Below are 17,490 nucleotides of genomic sequence, written 5' to 3'. Positions count from 1 at the left end.
AAATGAAGCTCAACAACCAGAAAATAAAGTCGTCTTAATTACTGGTTCAAACCCGGGATGGGGTTGGGCTTTTTTGTGGATACCAGAAATACGGGCTTACCTGAAGATGAGTGCTTAGAGATACGTACCATGAGCAAGTTTCTTAAGATCAAAGCGTTATAAATGAGCTTAATGGCGTAATAGAGCTTTAATCTAAGTCAACCGAACAAAAAAACATCAATTATTTTCAAATAAAGCTTTACAACGGGGCCCAGATCACCAAGAATGGCCTCGCTCTGTTTTCAGAGTTATTAAATGAAACATCCAGTTGTAAAGTAAAACCCTTAGTATTGCTTCATTGTTATTCTCAGTGTTTCCCTTGGCTTCATAGATACATTAAATAATTCAAGCTTTCAGCGCATCGCACTTTTGGCGATTAATTTTTTATTTTTATATAAGGGACACATCATGTCTAACAAAACAAACGGCGTAGTAAAATGGTTTAACGAAGAGAAAGGTTTCGGTTTCCTAACTCAAGACAACGGCGGCGCTGACGTATTCGTTCACTTCCGTGCTATCGCATCTGAAGGTTTCAAAACTCTTAAAGAAGGCCAACAAGTGTCTTTCGAAGTAGAGCAAGGCCAAAAAGGTCTTCAAGCTGCAAACGTTGTAGCTGTATAAGATTTTAAGTCGACGCAAGTTGCAATAGCAACTTGCGTCACTTTCCCGCTTAATTTATACCTTCTATACCTTCTATACCTTCTATACCTTCTATCTACTGCTTAACCTTTTTATCTCCCTCTGAAATATTCCTAGTACCTTTTTTACTTCAGCTACATCCTTATCTATCGCTACAATCTATATTTTGCTCTAAGCCCTTTTTCCTGCGCGCCTACTTTATCTACTCCTTACCTGATCAACCATGTACCTTGCTTGGTATTACTGTATCCATAAAAAAAGCCCCTAAAATTAGGAGCTTATCTTGTTCTAATTAACACTGTTAGTTCATCAACACTGATTGAGCTAATAGCTAATAGCTAATGCAGCGTGTGACTTACAGACTGTTATTCAATATTTTGGATCTGCTCACGCATCTGTTCGATAAGAACCTTAAGCTCTACGCCTGATGCTGTGATGTCTGTACTGATAGACTTAGATGCCAGCGTGTTTGATTCACGGTTGAACTCTTGCATCATGAAGTCAAGCTTACGGCCACAAGCGCCACCTTTCTTCAAGACTACATTCGCTTCTTTCACGTGAGAGTCTAGGCGATCAAGTTCTTCAGCTACGTCTGACTTCTGTGCTAACAGGATAAGTTCTTGCTCAACACGAGAGCCTTCAAGTTCAATTTTCGCATCTTCAAACTTATTAAGAAGGCGTTCACGTTGCCATTCTAAGATCTCAGGCATGCGAGCACGAACTTTAACAACTTCTTCAGTGATAGCATCTAAGCGCTGTACGATGAGCGCCTTCATGTTTTCGCCTTCACGAGCACGAGCATCAATGAATTCAGCGATTGCATCGTTGAATGCTTCAAGTAGATCTTTGTTGATGGCATCCATGTCTTGCTCAGGTGTTTCCATTACGCTAGGCCAGTTCATAACTTGGAATGGGTTCAAACGGCTGTCTTCACCTGTCATCGTCATTACTTGGTTAGCAGCATTGATTACTTGCTGAGCCAAGCCTTCATTGATGCTTAGTTCGCCCTTTGCTGCTGGGTTTGCTTCAAAGCGTAGGTTACATTCAACCTTGCCACGAGCTAGACGCTTACGGAAACGCTCACGTAGGATTGGCTCTAAACCACGGAACTGTTCAGGCATACGGAAGTAAGTTTCTAGGTAGCGTTGGTTTACACTACGGATTTCCCATACTGCTGTACCCCAATCGCCTTTTACTTCTTTGCGTGCGTACGCAGTCATACTATAAATCATCGAATTTTCCTGTCTTTTATCATTCTGAAAATAACGCGCACGAATAGTATCACGATATGGGGTGCTCCCGAAGCCTGTCGCTTTTCGCGATCATAGCTTGTAACGAGCAGTAGATTTGAACGGTAAATAGATTTGAAAGATAAACTGCTATATAATCTTGCCCCAATCAAAACTGTCTCACCGCGTTCTTAGGTGATGCACTCTTTCGATAGTAAATCACTTCAGACTGTTAATAAGGTAGATACCAATGCGTCCAAATGACCGCGCTGTAGATCAAATTCGTCCAATTAAAATTACTCGTAACTACACAGCTTATGCTGAAGGTTCTGTATTAGTTGAGTTCGGCAACACCAAAGTTCTATGTAATGCGACGGTAGAAGAAAACGTACCGCGTTGGTTAAAAGGCCAAGGAAAGGGTTGGGTAACTGCTGAATACGGTATGCTTCCACGTGCAACGCACACTCGTAACCGTCGTGAAGCGGCGAGCGGCAAGCAAGGTGGTCGTACGATGGAAATCCAACGTTTGATCGCTCGTAGCCTGCGTGCTGTAGTTGATCTGAAAGTACTGGGTGAAATCATGATCACTGTCGATTGTGATGTTATCCAAGCAGACGGCGGTACACGTACTGCTTCTATTTCAGGTGCAAGCGTTGCAATGGCCGACGCTATCAACAGCCTACTAGCAAGCGGTAAACTGAAAAAGAACCCAATGAAAGGCCACGTAGCGGCAGTTTCAGTGGGCATCGTTGGTGCACAAGCACTGTGTGACCTTGAGTATGTTGAAGACTCAGCAGCCGATACCGACATGAACGTTGTAATGACGGAAGACGGTAAGATGATTGAGATTCAAGGCACCGCAGAAGGCGAACCGTTCAGCCACGAAGAGCTGATGCAGCTTTTGGCCCTGGCGAATAAGGGCATTGTCGATATCGTCGAAGCGCAGAAAGCTGCGTTGGCCGACTAATCATTTAATAGCTCCCATTTGGGGGCTATTTTTTTATCTTCGTCGTATTCGCGCCTTCCGCGTTGTTAACTGCGCTTACTCACCCGAATCACTTACTACTCGTAAGCTCATGGGTTTCGCAAGTTTGTTGCCTAGCGGAAAACACGACTACTAAGAAGATACTAAGAAGAGTTTAAGTTAATTAAGTTTTATTGAATAAACGTAGAGGAAGAACATGAAAGCATATCAACGTGAATTTATTGAATTTGCACTAGAGAAAGAAGTACTTAAGTTTGGTGAGTTTACTTTAAAGTCTGGCCGTAAGAGCCCTTACTTCTTCAATGCTGGATTGTTTAATACAGGTCGTGACCTAGCGCGCTTAGGTCGCTTTTACGCGGCAGCATTGGCAGATTCAGGTATTGAGTTCGACGTACTATTTGGCCCTGCATACAAGGGTATCCCAATTGCAACGACGACAGCAGTTGCTTTAGCGGATCACCACGATGTAGATACGCCTTACTGTTTCAACCGTAAAGAAGCGAAGAACCACGGTGAAGGTGGCAACCTAGTGGGTAGCGAACTTGAAGGCCGTATCATGTTAGTGGATGACGTGATCACTGCAGGTACTGCGATTCGTGAGTCGATGGAAATCATCCAAGCAAACGGCGCTGACTTAGCGGGTGTGCTTGTGGCTATTGATCGTCAAGAGAAGGGCAAAGGCGAGCTGTCTGCGATTCAAGAAGTTGAACGTGACTTCGGTTGTGCGATTATCTCAATCGTTAGCCTAACTGACCTGGTGACTTTCCTTGAAGAGAAAGGCACAGACTCAGCACACCTAGAATCAGTACAAGCGTACCGTGCTCAATACGGTATTTAGTTCGTAAACTGAAGCAGTTGAACCTGATGGTTTAGCGCTCTAGGTTAAGAATCGAAAAAGCAAAAAGGCCCGAGAGAGATAACTCTTTCGGGCCTTTTACTTTTCTATTGAGACGAGCTGTTTTCTTATCTGAAGATAGGCGCTCTATTTATAACGGCTACTCTATTTGTAACGAATACCGCGCTCCACTTCTGGGTCTTCCATGGTTTTGAAGCGCTTGTGTAGCCACATCCATTGCTCTGGTGCTCTTAAGATAATTTTCTCAAGATAGCGGTTCATATAGGCAGCGGCCGCTTTCTCATCTTTCTGTGGATAATTTTCTTCAATTGACTCATCGGCCATGATTTCATATTTGCCGTCAGCATTTCTAAAACCCGAACCCGGAACAAGAGCGCATCGACTGGTATACGCCAGAATGCTGGTACCTGTAGTGGTACACGCGTCTTCTACAGCAAAGAAAGGCACAAACACAGATTTGTTGCGACCGTAATCATGATCAGGCAAGTAGAAGAGGATTTCTCCCTGACGCAGGATTCGGATCATGCGCTTCACGTCTTTACGGTGAATCAAGCTATTGCCATTCTGAGTACGGCCACGATATTGAATGAATTCATAAGCCGGATTGTTGTGTGGACGATAAACACCTAACCCCGAAATGCCTAATACAGCCATTGCTCGCGCCGTGATCTCTAGGTTTAAGGCATGCACACAACATAGCAAAACGCCTTTACCGTTGGCTTTGTGGGTACGCAGTGTTTGAGTGTCTTTATCCACAAGGATTCTTTTGAAACGCCACGTTGGCCAAAACCACGTAATACCCGTTTCAATAAGCGCCATACCCGTATTCTTGAAGTTTTCACTGACCATAGCGGCCACTTCATCTGCAGGTTTGTCTGGGAATGCTAGCTCTAAATTACGAGTAGCCACTGCTACACGTTTCTTACCATAGCGAGCGCCAAGAGAGCCTAACGATCGACCCAGCAACAACAGAAGTCGGTAGGGAAGGACATTTACGATAAGCGCCAATAACCCAAAGCCAAACCAAACACCCCAATATTTAGGGTGGAGTAGCGCCAGAGTAAAAGGTGGCTTAGTAATTGTGTGTTGCGCAGTGCTGCTTGTCGGAGAAGTTTTCGTCGTCATAACCATCACTTAAGATTTGATTGCTACTTAATTTGATTGCTACTTAATCTGAGCGCTTAGCAGTGCCCAATAAGCATCAAAGTTTTCTGTCGGTTGATATTTGAAGTCAGAACGTACAAATCGATTTAGGCTGCCTTCAACCTGACCGAGCAGTTGAGCCGCTAAGATTTTTTCGTCAACCGGGAACGATTTTCCTTCACGAAGCTTTCTTTCGCGTAGGATTTGGCGAAGTTGAGTTTCAATACGCTCGAAAAGCTGATTAATTCGTTCGCGAAGGCGCTCATTCTCAAACATTAGGGCATGACCCGATAAAATACGAGTTAAGCCTGGGTTGCGCTCAGAAAAGACTAAGATAAGTTGCATCACTAAGCGTATGCGCTCAAGAGTGTCTTTCTCTTCATCGAGAATACGGTTGATTCGAGACATCAACGCTTCTTCAATGAACTCGATTAGTCCTTCAAACATGCGAGCTTTACTTGGGAAGTGGCGGTATAACGCAGCTTCAGATACGCCGACTTTCTTGGCCAACTTTACCGTTGTGATACGAGAAGCACCTTCGGTCGATTCCAACATTTGTGCTAGAGCTTGCAGGATTTCTTCACGACGGTTTGATTTTCGAGTACCAGCCATCTATTTACTTCCTTTCCTAAAGATGAGGATTGAGTGAAGAAGGATTATAAACACCATTCAATTCTGTTTCCTAGTTTTGTGAGCCCTAGGTCAACAGAATCGAGAGGTGTCAGCAGATTGTCAGAGCAAATTTGTGCGTTTATGCACCAAGAAGCTGTTGGATCTGATCGAGGATCTGGAAACCAAGTGTGTCTTTACTATCCAGTGGCAGAGATTTATCACCGTCTTTCCAATAAAGGTGCAATTCATTACTGCTGCTATTGAAGCCTTGGCCTTCAACAGAGACATCATTAGCACAAATCATATCGAGGTTCTTTCTTTCCAGTTTGCCGCGCGCGTACTTCTCAACATCTTGAGTTTCTGCAGCGAAGCCGACAGTAAATGGACGGCCTTCTGTCATTGAGGCAACAGAAGCGACAATGTCTGGGTTCTTAACCATTTGAATGGTCATGTCGTCTTTACCATCGACCTTTTTAAGCTTTTGGTCTGCAATGGACTGTGGACGATAGTCGGCTACTGCAGCGCAGCTAATGAATATATCGTGTTGAGCAGCATTGGTACTCACAGCATCAAACATCTGCTGAGCGCTGTCGACATCAATACGATTAACCTTATTTGGCGTTGCTAGTGATACTGGACCGCTGATTAGAGTCACTGTTGCGCCTTGTTTAGCGGCCGCTTCAGCCAGTGCATAGCCCATCTTGCCCGAACTGTGGTTAGTAATGTAACGCACAGGATCGATAGCTTCACGAGTTGGACCTGCAGTAATTAACACCGAACGGCCAGCAAGCGGCTTAGGTTGGAAGAAGTCTTCGCAACGGTGCACGAGCTGCATTGGTTCTAGCATACGACCCATGCCGACATCACCACACGCTTGTTCGCCTGCGGCAGGGCCCCAGATTTCACAGCCACGACGTTTTAGCGTCGCGATATTCTCTTGAGTCGCCGGGTGGCTGTACATCTGTTGGTTCATTGCCGGAGATACCGCAACTGGCGCATCGGTTGCTAAAAGCAGCGTGGTCAGCAGGTCGTTGCCCATACCTGCCGTCATGCGAGCAATCAGGTCAGCGGTTGCTGGTGCTAGTAATACTAAGTCAGCCCACTTTGCTAGCTCAATGTGCCCCATGGAAGCTTCAGCCGCAGGATCAAGCAAACTATCAGACACGGGCCTTCCAGAGACGGCTTGCATGGTGAGAGGAGTGATGAACTCCTTGGCCGCGTTTGTCATCACGACTTGTACCTGCGCTCCACGTTCAATTAAGCGGCGAGTCAGTTCGGCACATTTATAAGCTGCGATACCGCCACTAATACCGAGTAGGATTTTTTTCCCTGCTAGGCCTTGTTGGTCAGCGCTGCTCAGTTGATTAACCAATGTTTGCATGATTCTGTTCCTTAATTTCTCTGGGACTTACGATATCAGAACAAAGGATTAGTGCCTAGAAGCAGAATTGGAACAGATTTGACTCTCATCAAGTTGGCGCTATCAAACTTATCAATTACATGGTTTTTCTAGTGACTCGTTCCCTTATCTCTTTATTAAAGGATCTCTCGCGATAAGCTTATTAATCTGATGGGTCGTGTTTATGACCAACTGATTAGCTTTTATATGCCTATAAGTAAGATGCCTGCTGAATCGATGCCGAGAGAAAAACTACTGAGTCGAGGGCCTGATTCCCTGAGTGATGCAGAGCTGCTCGCGATATTTCTTCGAACCGGAACACAAGGAATGAACGTTTTAGAGCTATCTGACAAGTTGATCAAAGATTTTGGTTCGCTGCGTAGTCTTTTTTCAGCAACCGAGGCCGAGTTCTGTGCTCACAAAGGAATGGGGCAGGCAAAGTATGTTCAATTACAGGCTGTCTTGGAGATGACGCAACGTTATCTTGCAGAGACGTTATCTAGAGGCGATGCATTAACCAGCCCTAGCCATACCAAGTTGTATCTTTCGAGTATATTGCGTGATCGCCAGCGAGAAGCCTTCTATATATTGTTCCTAGATAATCAAAACAGGGTAATAAAGGATGAAGTGATGTTTGAAGGAACCATCGATGCTGCATCGGTTTATCCTAGAGAAGTCGTGAAAAGGGCGCTTTACCATAATGCTGCCGCGTTAATCTTGGCGCACAATCATCCTTCGGGTGTCGCAGAGCCTAGCCAAGCAGATAGGCGAATTACCCGCAGATTAACCGATGCATTGGCGTTGGTTGACATCCGAATCCTCGACCATTTTGTTGTCGGAGATGGTGAAGTAATCTCTTTTGCAGAGCGTGGATGGATTTGAATCACATTTTAGGTTGTTAGTTGCGTTAAATCTGCTATTATTCCGCCCACATTTTAGAACCTTAAATCAGCTCTGATTACTCAAATAGCTGTACTGTTCAAAAAAAGATCACGAAATCCTTAAAAAGGATCTGTTCGGGTCTTGAGCAATGCATGTCAAGTTAGTATAATACGCGACCTTTGATAGCCTTGAATGGATTTTCCATTATGGTTTTTACCTCTATTTTCAGAATTGATAGAGAGGTTCGGCCACCAAGGTTGATATCGAGCTGAAACGATTTGGAGAGACATTCATGTCCCGAGTATGTCAAGTAACTGGTAAGCGTCCAGTAACGGGTAATAACCGTTCACACGCACGCAATGCTACCAAGCGTCGTTTTCTGCCGAACCTACAAACTCACCGTTTCTGGGTAGAGAGCGAAAAACGTTTTGTTAAACTACGTCTAACTGCTAAAGGCATGCGTATTATTGATAAGAAAGGCATTGATGCTGTTCTTGTTGATATCCGTGCACGTGGCGAAAACGTTTAAGAGGAATTAAGCAATGGCTAAAGGCATTCGTGAGAAAATCCGTCTAGTATCTTCTGCTGGAACTGGTCACTTCTACACAACTGACAAGAACAAGCGTAACATGCCAGGCAAATTTGAGATCAAAAAGTTTGATCCAGTAGTTCGCCAGCACGTTATGTACAAAGAAGCTAAAATCAAGTAATTGATAGCCCCTTTGTCTCTTCTTTTATAGAAGAATAAATTAAAAACCCAGCTTATAGCTGGGTTTTTTTATGCCCAAAATTTGGAGAGCTTTAGTGTTTTGAGAATCCTGAGAATCCTGAGGATTTTTGAGAAGCTTAAGTGTTTTCGAAAAGACTAAGTTTTTTTGACAAGGGTAAGCATTATTGGCTCGATTTTGTGCCTTCTGTGCCTTCTGTGCCTTCTGTGCCTTCTGTGCCTACCGCGCAGACGTTGCACTTGTAGGCGGGCGTATTTGATAGAAAAGAGCTCAGCATAGAAAGTATCGCCTTTTTCACGATATACTGAACACTCAATAGGTTAGATGAGCAGAATCAGATGAGATATCGTGGACGTCGATGGAACAACATACTCATGTTAAGCGTGATTGCTTTCATTGGGGTGTTAAATCTTCCAACCTTGATCAAAACGTACCTTATCGAACCTGAGCCTGAACTTCAGGTAAGCAGTCCTTATCCTTACCTTTTAAACCCAACAGCCGAGCTTCAAGCTTTGCACTTTGCTGATTGGTCAGTTGTGCTAGAAGACAGTCATTGGATTTATCAATTTAAAGACACAACACTTCCTCAAACTACCAGTGCACAAGAGTTGTCACAGCGATGGCAGGAACTTGTGGGCACCGAAATCGACTCACAGACCTATACCGACCTATCACCACAACTGAATACCCCGCACACCATCGAGGTGTGGTATCAAGATCAAGAAGAGCCACAGCGTATTACCTATTATCAACTGCCTGAGTTTTGGTTGCTAAAAAACTGGAATGATCAGTGGTTAGCGGTGTCTATTGAAGAGAGCTACTTGTTTCCAAGCTTTGGCTCAGAAGATTCATTTAAATCAGACCATCTCTTTAAAGCAGACAAGCTATCTATATCAGACAAACCACCTAAATTGGACGACTAACTATGCCTGAATTACCCGAAGTTGAAGTAAGCCGCATGGGGATCTCACCTCATTTAGTTGGCGAAACCATTAAAACCCTTACTTTTCGCACGCCTAAGCTACGTTGGGATATCCCACAAGAGCTAAAGGGATTAGAAGGGCAGGTGATTCGCTCTATCTCGCGTCGCGCAAAGTACTTATTGATCGAAACCGATACGGGCACTGCCATTGTTCACCTTGGTATGTCTGGTTCATTGCGTATATTAGATGCGGATTTTCCTGCGGCTAAGCACGATCACGTAGATCTTAAGCTCACGAATGGCAAAGTATTGCGTTATAACGATCCTCGCCGCTTCGGTGCATGGCTGTGGTCTGCTCCTGACGAAACTCATCCTGTATTGCTCGGCTCTGGTCCTGAGCCGCTAACTGATGACTTCACCGCAGACTACATCGCTGAAAAAGCTGCAAAGCGAAAAGTGGCCGTCAAACAGTTCATCATGGACAATAAAGTCGTAGTGGGCGTGGGAAACATCTACGCCAACGAAGCACTATTTTCTTCACGAATTCATCCACTTCGTCCTGCTAATAAGATAACTCAAGCTGAGTGGGTCTTGTTAACCCAAGAGATAAAACAAGTACTTGCGACTGCCATCAAACAAGGTGGCACCACTTTAAAGGATTTTGCGCAAGCAGATGGCAAGCCGGGGTATTTCGCCCAAGAGCTACAAGTGTATGGGAAAGCCGGTGAAAAGTGCCCTAACTGTGAAGCTCTAATCCAAGAGTTAAAAATAGGGCAGAGGAATACGTTCTTTTGTGAAGAGTGCCAAGTTTAAAAAAACTGAACTTACGTTCACTTTTTACTGCTAGTAGATATGCGGGCTAGTCGCTACAATTACATTAATGATACGAATTGAGAATAGTAGAATGAAATATTTAGTAACTGGCGTTGCCGGTTTTATCGGCTCCGCAGTGTCAGAGCGACTATGTGCGGCAGGACATGAGGTTATCGGTATTGATAACTTAAATGATTACTACGAAGTCTCTTTAAAACATGACCGACTAAAACGCATTGAACATGAAAACCTGACCTTTATCGAGTTAGATCTTGCTGATAGAGAAGGAATGGCTTCGCTGTTTGCTGAGCAAAAGTTTGACCGTGTGATTCATTTAGCAGCGCAAGCTGGCGTTCGTTACTCAATTGATAACCCAATGGCGTATGCTGACAGCAACCTTGTTGGCCACTTGGCTATTCTAGAAGGTTGTCGTCATAACAAAGTTGAACACCTAGTTTACGCTTCATCGAGCTCTGTTTATGGCCTGAACCAAAAAATGCCATTCCATACAGCAGACAGTGTTGATCACCCTATCTCACTGTACGCCGCGACTAAGAAGTCGAATGAGTTGATGGCACATACCTATTCTCATTTATATGACGTACCAACGACAGGCCTTCGCTTCTTTACGGTTTACGGCCCCTGGAGCCGCCCTGATATGGCGATGTTCAAGTTTGCGAATCTAATCGTAGCGGGCAAACAAATCGACATCTATAACAATGGCGACATGATGCGCGACTTCACTTATATCGATGATATTGTTGAAGGCATTGTTCGTGTTCAAGATCGTATTCCGGCTAAGCAGCCAGATTGGACTGTGGAGCAAGGCTCGCCAGCGACCAGTTCTGCTCCGTATCGCGTGTTTAACATCGGCCATGGTAGCCCAGTGAAACTAATGGACTACATCGAAGCCCTAGAAGGCGCTCTAGGTATTGAAGCGAAAAAGAACTTCATGCCAATGCAGCCGGGTGATGTGTATGCGACTTATGCCGATACCGAAGATCTGTTTGAAGCCGTTGGCTACAAACCTCAAGTGAAGATCCAAGAAGGGGCGAAAGCTTTCGCGGATTGGTATAAGGCCTATCACTCGCTTTAAAAAAGTCACGGTTTCATCAAAAATAGCGCTCAATGAGCGCTATTTTTCTTTTGTTTATGAGGACTATTTAGCTGTTTTGAGCTTTATTTCGGCTGCCACTTTTTGTGGTACAAACTGACGAATATCTCCACAATGAATAGCGACTTCATGGGCAACTGTGTTAGTAAGGAATTGGTTGATGGTAAGGAGAGCCAGTGTTTCGTTTTTCTACCTTTCTACCTTTCTACCTTTCTACCTTTGGTCTGTATTCTTTACCTAAGGAGACAAGGTGATAAAGATTGGTTGTCAGATTGAACGTCATGCTTTTTATTTTGTTAACAATCTTCATAAAGGCTACAAAATAATTTTTTTTACCTTTATGTTTACGGTTGCCAATAATGGAAGGCTGTTTACTACGTTGTAACCCCGCAATAGAAACGCCGAACATGGGGCGTTTATGAACCCAAGTGTTTCTCAAAAAGACATCTACGGGGTAACTAAAAACTTGGCTATGCTCAATAAAAGATCTTGCTGCATTAGGAGATAAAGCATAGGCAGCAGTACCTTGAGGAACTTTTAAGTACTTTACAAGTTTCTGGCTTTTGTAGCGGCATACAGGATAATGTAATTTGTTCTTACTGTTTTGTAAGCGAATATAACCGCATTGTTCTATATTTTTTTCTGCAATAGAGAGCGTTTTTTGAAAGGTACTTGATTCAATATCGAGATGGTCTTCAAATACAAAAATTGGCTCGTTAAGTTCCACGCACTTTTGCCAAATAAGGTAATGACTTGCATAGCACCCGACTTCACCGATAGCGTGCGATCTTCCCATATTGTATAAAAATGCTTTACCTCTAATTTTTTTTAGTAGAGGGTGCTCATCGGTTCGCGCATCCACTCCAATAAAAAACTCAAAATCAACCTGAACACTTTTGAGAGCATTAGCTGTTGATATTTGTCGGCTATCGTTGCCTTTTAAGGTAATGCAGTATGCTTTCATAAATTGTATGTATTCATATATAAGAGAGATATGTTATCACTCACTTAGAATTTTTGTAATGGTTGTTCTTTTTTCTAAGAGGTTCTAACTGCAGAAAGAGCAATCCACTCTAATGCTAGAGAAAAACGGATTCATTTCAATGAAGGACTACCACGAAGTAGCTTTGATACACGACCTGTTAAAACGCCTTGCTCTTGAATATTGAACCTTTGTTGAGACCAGAACTCTGTCCTGAGAAGTTTTTAGGGTTGGTATTACATCTACTAAAACATAGCGATCAATGAGCGCTATGTTTATTTTTGGATCTGGGAGGATTAGTTGGTCGTTTTGAGCTTTATTTCGGCTGCCACTTTTTGTGGCACAAACTGACGAATATCCCCACCATGAATGGCCACTTCTCGAACTATTGTCGAAGAGAGGAATGCATACTCCTCTGAAGGCGTTAAAAATACACTTTCAAGCCCCGGCAGTAGCTTCCTGTACATGCTAGTGAGACCAAACTCGTACTCGAAATCCATTGTTGTTCTTAGGCCACGCACCAACACATTCGCTTGCTGCTGTTTAACGAAGTCGACCAGTAACCCGGAAAACCCCGCTACAGATACGTTCGGTAGGTGAGCCACGGCATCGCGCAGTAGCTCAACTCGTTCATCTAACTCAAACATAGTCTTTTTACTTGGACTCGCTGCTACTCCAACAGTGATATGGTCAAACATGCTAGCGGCACGAACAATGATATCAAGGTGTCCATTGGTCACCGGATCAAAAGTTCCTGGGTAAATAACGTGTGTGCTCATTTTAGCTGTCCTTGCTTAATGTAGTGTTCGAATTCGGTGCTTTACTAGAGTTTAAGGCCTTATTGAGTTTCTGCTTTACCATATCGAGTGTGATGTCTTTCATCAGGTCATCGCCTTTGGCGCGGGTTCCCCATGGAAGGTCTTTCACTGGCTTACCTTGTTGTGCTTCTACATGCTGTTGATAAACACTCACTACGATATCGAGATCGTTGTAAGGTCCTGTTCTACGAGGATCGCTGTGTGCGTACAAGCCGATTACAGGCGTTGACTGCGTGGTTGCCAAGTGGGCAGGGCCAGTATCAGGTGCCAATACCACCGTTGCATGTTTGAGTACGGCAGTCAGTTGCTTCAAGTTTGTTTTGCCAATTAAGTTAGTGATTGGCGACTGGCATAATTTTTCGATGTCGTTACCCAGGTTAATTTCTCTTGGTGCCGGAGAACCACATAACACCACTTGCATGCCTTGTTCGACAGCATAGTCAGCAATAGCAGCGTATCGCTCTGTTAGCCAGTTGCGAGAATCTTTGCTAGCAGCAGGGGAGATAACCAAGGTCGGCTTGTCTGCCATGGTGCTAATTGCTAGCTGTTCATCTTCAGGTGTTAAAGGGATATCCCATTGAGGCTTATCGAAGGGGACACCAATGTAGCGACCAAATTCGGCAAAGTTATCCAATACATGAAACTTGTCCGAGATAGGTAGGTGGCGGTTGGTAAAGAGTGACTGCATTTCACGAGTACGGTTTTTGCCAAATCCCACTTTGCACTTCGCCTTGATCCCCCAAGATAGCACGCTGGCTCTGAGTGCAGCTTGCATATGCAGAAGTGCATCAAATTTACGATCAGATAGCTGACGCCATAATTCACGCATTCCTTTGAAGCCTTGTTTCTTATCGAAAACGATAACCTCAATACCGGGTAGATCGCTGATCAACATGGCTTCTATTTTGCCCGTTATCCAAGTGATTTTCGTTTCAGGCCACTGCTTCTGGATGGCTTGAACCACAGAGATAGCATGACAAACATCGCCAATCGCGGAGAGGCGAAGTATGCAAAGAGATTGAGGTGCAGTTGAGAACAGTGACATAAAGTGCCCGAAAAAAGTGAATAACATCAGAATTATGCAGATACTCGCATTAGTTGTAAAATAGCAATGACGAAAAGCGACCCAAAGGCCTCATAGATGGAAACGATTAGCACCAAGAACCAAACAATTTGGTACGACCCTGAGCTTCTGGCTCAGGTATCAGAGGGCGATATCGCTCAGATCTTTGAGGCTGAATATTGGCAGCAACAAGATGCCATTTCAGGCAGTGCTCAAGGACGCGGTACCACATGGTTCATTCAGCTTGATGGAATACAGGCCGCATTGCGCCATTATCGCCGTGGCGGATTGTTTGGGAAGCTAGTCGAAGACCAATATCGTTTCTCTGATTGGGAAAGCACGCGCTGTGCGATGGAGCTTAATATTCTCAAGGCATTGGCAAACGCAGGTGTGAATGTACCGAAGCCCATTGCTGCTAGAGCCATTAAAAGCGGACTACTTTATCGAGCGGACTTAATGTCTGAACGAATTCCCAATGCCAAAGATCTGGTTGATGTCTTGGTCAATGGCCCGATAGATGCGGATGTTTATCGTCGAATTGGCCAAGAGGTACGCAAGATGCACGATGCTGGGGTTAATCATACCGATCTCAACATTCATAATATCTTGCTTGATGACTCGCAAAGGGTGTGGATCATTGATTTTGATAAGTGTGGTCATCAAGCGGGTGATGACTGGAAAGAAGGCAACTTGAATCGCTTAAAGCGCTCGTTCTTAAAAGAAGTGAACAAGCGCCAGATTCAATGGCAAGAGCCGGATTGGGAACTGTTATTGCAAGGCTACCAAGGTTAATCGCTGTTAGTTTAGAGTGGTGACTAGCTAAGAATGGCCATTAATTAAGAATGTATGCCAAGGTTTGATTCAACGCGCCTCGGTTTTGCTCAATCACTTGATAAGCCGCTAAGCCTTTTTCTTTACGTAATTTGGGTTGTGTGAACAGCTCTCTAAGTTGGCCTGCGATATCTTGGCTATCTTGACAAATAACCACGGCATTGGCTTCCAGTAGCTTGTCAGTAACCTCGCTGAAGTTAAAATAGCTAGGGCCATTGAGTAAAGGTAACTGCAGAGCCGCCGGCTCTAGAAGATTGTGGCCACCCACCTTATCGCCCACAAGGCTTCCTCCCATAAAGCACACATCAGATCCGCCGAGTAATACCAACATTTCTCCCATCGTATCCGCAATATACACTTCAACATCAGAGGTGATTGGTTGCTGACTCGTTCGAGTGATGGTGTTGAATTGGTATTGTTTAGCCAGTTCCGTCACTTGGTTAAATCTCTCTGGGTGACGAGGCACAATAATCAGCAAGGTATTAGGATTGTCTTTAAGGAGCTGTTTATGAGCGTCTAAGATAATTTCATCTTCGCCTTGATGAGTGCTGGCTGCTATCCACACACAGCGTTCAAAGCCAATTTGTTCACGTAACGCTTTGCCTTTTGATACTTGTTCAGCTGAAACTTCAATATCAAACTTGATCGACCCAGTCACATGCACAGATGCTTTATCTAACCCTAATCGTATAAAACGTTCCGCATCACTAGGGTATTGGCAGAGTACTTGAGAAAGGTTGTTGGCTAAAAGGTTAAACACGGATTGGAATTTGGCGTAGCGCTGGCACGAGCGTTCGGATAGGCGAGCGTTGAGTACCGAAATGGGGATTCCAGCTTTCGCGACGCAGTGCAGTGTGTTTGGCCATAATTCGGTTTCCATGATTAGCATCTGTTTAGGTTGAACAGTCTTCAAGAAACCCCTAACACACCAAGAAAAATCAATCGGCATGTAGCGATGCTCGACTAAATCACCGAGTTTTTCTATCTGTTCTGCACCCGTGCTGGTTGTTGTGGTGACAATAATGGCTTGGTTTGGATCTCGTTGCTTCAGTTGCTTGATGATCGGTACGGCGGCAATAGATTCACCAACCGATACTGCGTGAATCCAGATAGGATTCTTACCTTGAGTTTGCGGGGTGATCCCGAAATGTTCTTTCCAACGCTGACCAAAACTTGGCTTTCCAGGTTTGCTCTTATAAAGCCCATACAGCAGTAGCGGGGAGGCTAATGACAATATGAGAGTATAGATAAGTCGTATAAGCATAAGAACAGTGACACCAGAAGGTAAAATCAATATTCAGAAGAGTATTTTCTTCAATCTCGAAAGTAAAGAGCGTTATAATTAAATGCTTAGTTGCGCTTTCAAACGGACATGGTGAATTTTATCTCATCGCTTATGCAAACCGATCAAACCTATCGTTTCTTGCTCTACGTCGAGCAAAATTATTCATTTGCTATTCTTCGCCCATTCTATGATTACGCGAAGCAACTCGGCCATGAGGTTAAGTGGTTGCTTGTTGGTGAAGACGCTTCTGAACATCTTTTACTGGATCAAGAGCAGAGCGTCTCTTTGACAGAAGCTATTGCCTTTAATCCTTCTGCTGTTCTAGTGCCCGGTGATCGTGTTCCAGCCTTTATTCCAGGGTTGAAGGTACAAGTATTTCATGGTTTGAACGAAAGCAAACGTGGGAACTTATACCCTGAGCGTGGTCTATTTGATTTGTATTGCACTGAAGGCCATGAAAGAACAAGCTCGCTTGAGCCGTTAGCTAAGCAGCGCAGCTATTTTCAAGTAAAAGAGACCGGGTGGCTGAAGCTCGATAGCTTATTTAATTATCAAGCTAGTGAGAACCGTCATGAGAGACCTCAAATTCTGTTCGCTTCCACTTTTTCGCCAAGCTTATCGTGTGCAGAGTTGGTTTATGAAGAGCTTAAGTGCCTCAGTCAACTGAGTCAGTGGCAATGGTTAGTGACTCTTCATCCGAAAATGAAGCAAGAGACGAGAACGAAATATCAGGCATTGGAAGGGAATAACCTTCTCTTTTTCGATAATGACCGAGTGATTGAAATGCAGCATCGCGCCGATGTTATGGTGTGTGACAACTCATCGATATTTCAGGAATTCTTATTGCTCAATAAGCCTGTTGTCACGGTAAATAATCGAGACCCTCAAGCAAGCTTTATTAACATTACTCAAGCCGAGCAATTAGAGTCAGCAATTAAGCAAGCAATGCTACCTGATGAAGAAAGAGATAACGCTATCGCTCATTACGGCCCGTCAATAACGCCATATTTAGATGGGCAATCCTCAGCGAGAGTTCTGAGTGCTATTACTGATGTGCTAGAAAGCGGCTGGCAAGATAACAAGCCAAAAAATTGGATTCGTAACTTTAAAATCCGTAAATCATTAAACTATTGGAAATTCTAGGGCTGAA

At 44.1% G+C, this 17,490-nt stretch carries 19 protein-coding genes; 11 read left to right on the top strand and 8 right to left on the bottom strand.

The features are described 5' to 3' along the window. Nucleotides 1-447: 447 nt before the first annotated feature. Complete coding sequence (cspE, locus tag AACW75_RS23790) at nucleotides 448-660, top strand: transcription antiterminator/RNA stability regulator CspE (protein WP_017055634.1); 213 nt, start codon at nucleotides 448-450, stop codon at nucleotides 658-660. Nucleotides 661-1,043: 383 nt separating this feature from the next. Here the strand turns inward: cspE and AACW75_RS23785 are convergent, their stop codons facing one another. Continuing rightward, nucleotides 1,044-1,910, bottom strand: coding sequence for a YicC/YloC family endoribonuclease (locus AACW75_RS23785; RefSeq protein WP_237297565.1), 867 nt, complete (start codon nucleotides 1,908-1,910; stop codon nucleotides 1,044-1,046). A 247-nt stretch (nucleotides 1,911-2,157) separates the two neighbouring features. Between AACW75_RS23785 and rph the strand changes: the two genes are divergently transcribed. Both rph and pyrE read left to right on the top strand, forming a co-directional pair. Continuing rightward, nucleotides 2,158-2,874, top strand: coding sequence for a ribonuclease PH (gene rph / locus AACW75_RS23780; RefSeq protein ID WP_135455775.1), 717 nt, complete (start codon nucleotides 2,158-2,160; stop codon nucleotides 2,872-2,874). Between the two features lie 214 nt (nucleotides 2,875-3,088). Next, nucleotides 3,089-3,730, top strand: coding sequence for an orotate phosphoribosyltransferase (pyrE, locus tag AACW75_RS23775; protein ID WP_017075364.1), 642 nt, complete (start codon nucleotides 3,089-3,091; stop codon nucleotides 3,728-3,730). 162 nt (nucleotides 3,731-3,892) lie between these two features. Here pyrE and lpxL read toward each other — a convergent pair whose 3' ends face one another. From lpxL to coaBC, 3 genes are all read right to left on the bottom strand, one after another. Then, nucleotides 3,893-4,873 (bottom strand): LpxL/LpxP family Kdo(2)-lipid IV(A) lauroyl/palmitoleoyl acyltransferase, encoded by a 981-nt coding sequence (gene lpxL, locus AACW75_RS23770; RefSeq protein ID WP_145570084.1) that lies wholly within the window; start codon nucleotides 4,871-4,873, stop codon nucleotides 3,893-3,895. Between the two features lie 39 nt (nucleotides 4,874-4,912). Continuing rightward, entirely contained in the window at nucleotides 4,913-5,503 is a 591-nt protein-coding gene (slmA, locus tag AACW75_RS23765; protein WP_102553954.1) for a nucleoid occlusion factor SlmA, read from the bottom strand. A 139-nt stretch (nucleotides 5,504-5,642) separates the two neighbouring features. Continuing rightward, a complete protein-coding gene (gene coaBC / locus AACW75_RS23760) occupies nucleotides 5,643-6,884 on the bottom strand; it encodes a bifunctional phosphopantothenoylcysteine decarboxylase/phosphopantothenate--cysteine ligase CoaBC (protein ID WP_145570085.1) in 1,242 nt (413 codons plus the stop codon). A gap of 225 nt (nucleotides 6,885-7,109) precedes the next feature. Between coaBC and radC the strand changes: the two genes are divergently transcribed. From radC to AACW75_RS23730, 6 genes are all read left to right on the top strand, one after another. Next, complete coding sequence (gene radC, locus AACW75_RS23755; RefSeq protein ID WP_029224970.1) at nucleotides 7,110-7,784, top strand: RadC family protein; 675 nt, start codon at nucleotides 7,110-7,112, stop codon at nucleotides 7,782-7,784. A gap of 292 nt (nucleotides 7,785-8,076) precedes the next feature. Continuing rightward, on the top strand, nucleotides 8,077-8,313 hold the full coding sequence (gene rpmB / locus AACW75_RS23750; RefSeq protein WP_004728407.1) for a 50S ribosomal protein L28: 237 nt from the start codon (nucleotides 8,077-8,079) through the stop codon (nucleotides 8,311-8,313). Nucleotides 8,314-8,326: 13 nt separating this feature from the next. Then, a complete protein-coding gene (gene rpmG, locus AACW75_RS23745) occupies nucleotides 8,327-8,494 on the top strand; it encodes a 50S ribosomal protein L33 (RefSeq protein ID WP_002535344.1) in 168 nt (55 codons plus the stop codon). A gap of 356 nt (nucleotides 8,495-8,850) precedes the next feature. Continuing rightward, complete coding sequence (locus AACW75_RS23740) at nucleotides 8,851-9,435, top strand: hypothetical protein (RefSeq protein WP_339385040.1); 585 nt, start codon at nucleotides 8,851-8,853, stop codon at nucleotides 9,433-9,435. Between the two features lie 2 nt (nucleotides 9,436-9,437). Then, complete coding sequence (gene mutM, locus AACW75_RS23735; RefSeq protein ID WP_237297563.1) at nucleotides 9,438-10,247, top strand: bifunctional DNA-formamidopyrimidine glycosylase/DNA-(apurinic or apyrimidinic site) lyase; 810 nt, start codon at nucleotides 9,438-9,440, stop codon at nucleotides 10,245-10,247. Between the two features lie 91 nt (nucleotides 10,248-10,338). Further along, on the top strand, nucleotides 10,339-11,343 hold the full coding sequence (locus AACW75_RS23730) for an NAD-dependent epimerase (protein ID WP_237297562.1): 1,005 nt from the start codon (nucleotides 10,339-10,341) through the stop codon (nucleotides 11,341-11,343). Between the two features lie 223 nt (nucleotides 11,344-11,566). Here the strand turns inward: AACW75_RS23730 and AACW75_RS23720 are convergent, their stop codons facing one another. From AACW75_RS23720 to AACW75_RS23710, 3 genes are all read right to left on the bottom strand, one after another. After that, nucleotides 11,567-12,325: a glycosyltransferase family 25 protein gene (locus AACW75_RS23720; RefSeq protein ID WP_237297561.1), complete on the bottom strand. Its 759-nt coding sequence runs from the start codon at nucleotides 12,323-12,325 to the stop codon at nucleotides 11,567-11,569. A 314-nt stretch (nucleotides 12,326-12,639) separates the two neighbouring features. After that, nucleotides 12,640-13,122 carry a pantetheine-phosphate adenylyltransferase gene (coaD, locus tag AACW75_RS23715; protein ID WP_145570090.1) on the bottom strand — a complete coding sequence of 161 codons (483 nt, stop codon included), beginning with the start codon at nucleotides 13,120-13,122 and terminating at the stop codon, nucleotides 12,640-12,642. A gap of 1 nt (nucleotide 13,123) precedes the next feature. After that, nucleotides 13,124-14,206 carry a glycosyltransferase family 9 protein gene (locus tag AACW75_RS23710; RefSeq protein ID WP_145570091.1) on the bottom strand — a complete coding sequence of 361 codons (1,083 nt, stop codon included), beginning with the start codon at nucleotides 14,204-14,206 and terminating at the stop codon, nucleotides 13,124-13,126. A 96-nt stretch (nucleotides 14,207-14,302) separates the two neighbouring features. On the opposite strand from AACW75_RS23710, the gene AACW75_RS23705 reads away from it, so the two are divergent. Then, nucleotides 14,303-15,016, top strand: a complete 714-nt coding sequence (locus AACW75_RS23705) for a 3-deoxy-D-manno-octulosonic acid kinase (protein WP_145570092.1) — start codon at nucleotides 14,303-14,305, stop codon at nucleotides 15,014-15,016. A gap of 40 nt (nucleotides 15,017-15,056) precedes the next feature. Here the strand turns inward: AACW75_RS23705 and waaA are convergent, their stop codons facing one another. Continuing rightward, complete coding sequence (waaA, locus tag AACW75_RS23700) at nucleotides 15,057-16,319, bottom strand: lipid IV(A) 3-deoxy-D-manno-octulosonic acid transferase (protein WP_145570093.1); 1,263 nt, start codon at nucleotides 16,317-16,319, stop codon at nucleotides 15,057-15,059. A gap of 132 nt (nucleotides 16,320-16,451) precedes the next feature. Between waaA and AACW75_RS23695 the strand changes: the two genes are divergently transcribed. Next, complete coding sequence (locus AACW75_RS23695; protein WP_145570094.1) at nucleotides 16,452-17,483, top strand: CDP-glycerol glycerophosphotransferase family protein; 1,032 nt, start codon at nucleotides 16,452-16,454, stop codon at nucleotides 17,481-17,483. Nucleotides 17,484-17,490: the final 7 nt, after the last annotated feature.

The sequence above is a fragment of the Vibrio sp. L3-7 genome, from assembly GCF_963898195.1.
Classification (GTDB): domain Bacteria; phylum Pseudomonadota; class Gammaproteobacteria; order Enterobacterales; family Vibrionaceae; genus Vibrio; species Vibrio echinoideorum.
The sequence above is the reverse complement of the archived record's forward strand: the minus strand, read 5'-3'. Positions and strand labels throughout refer to the sequence as shown.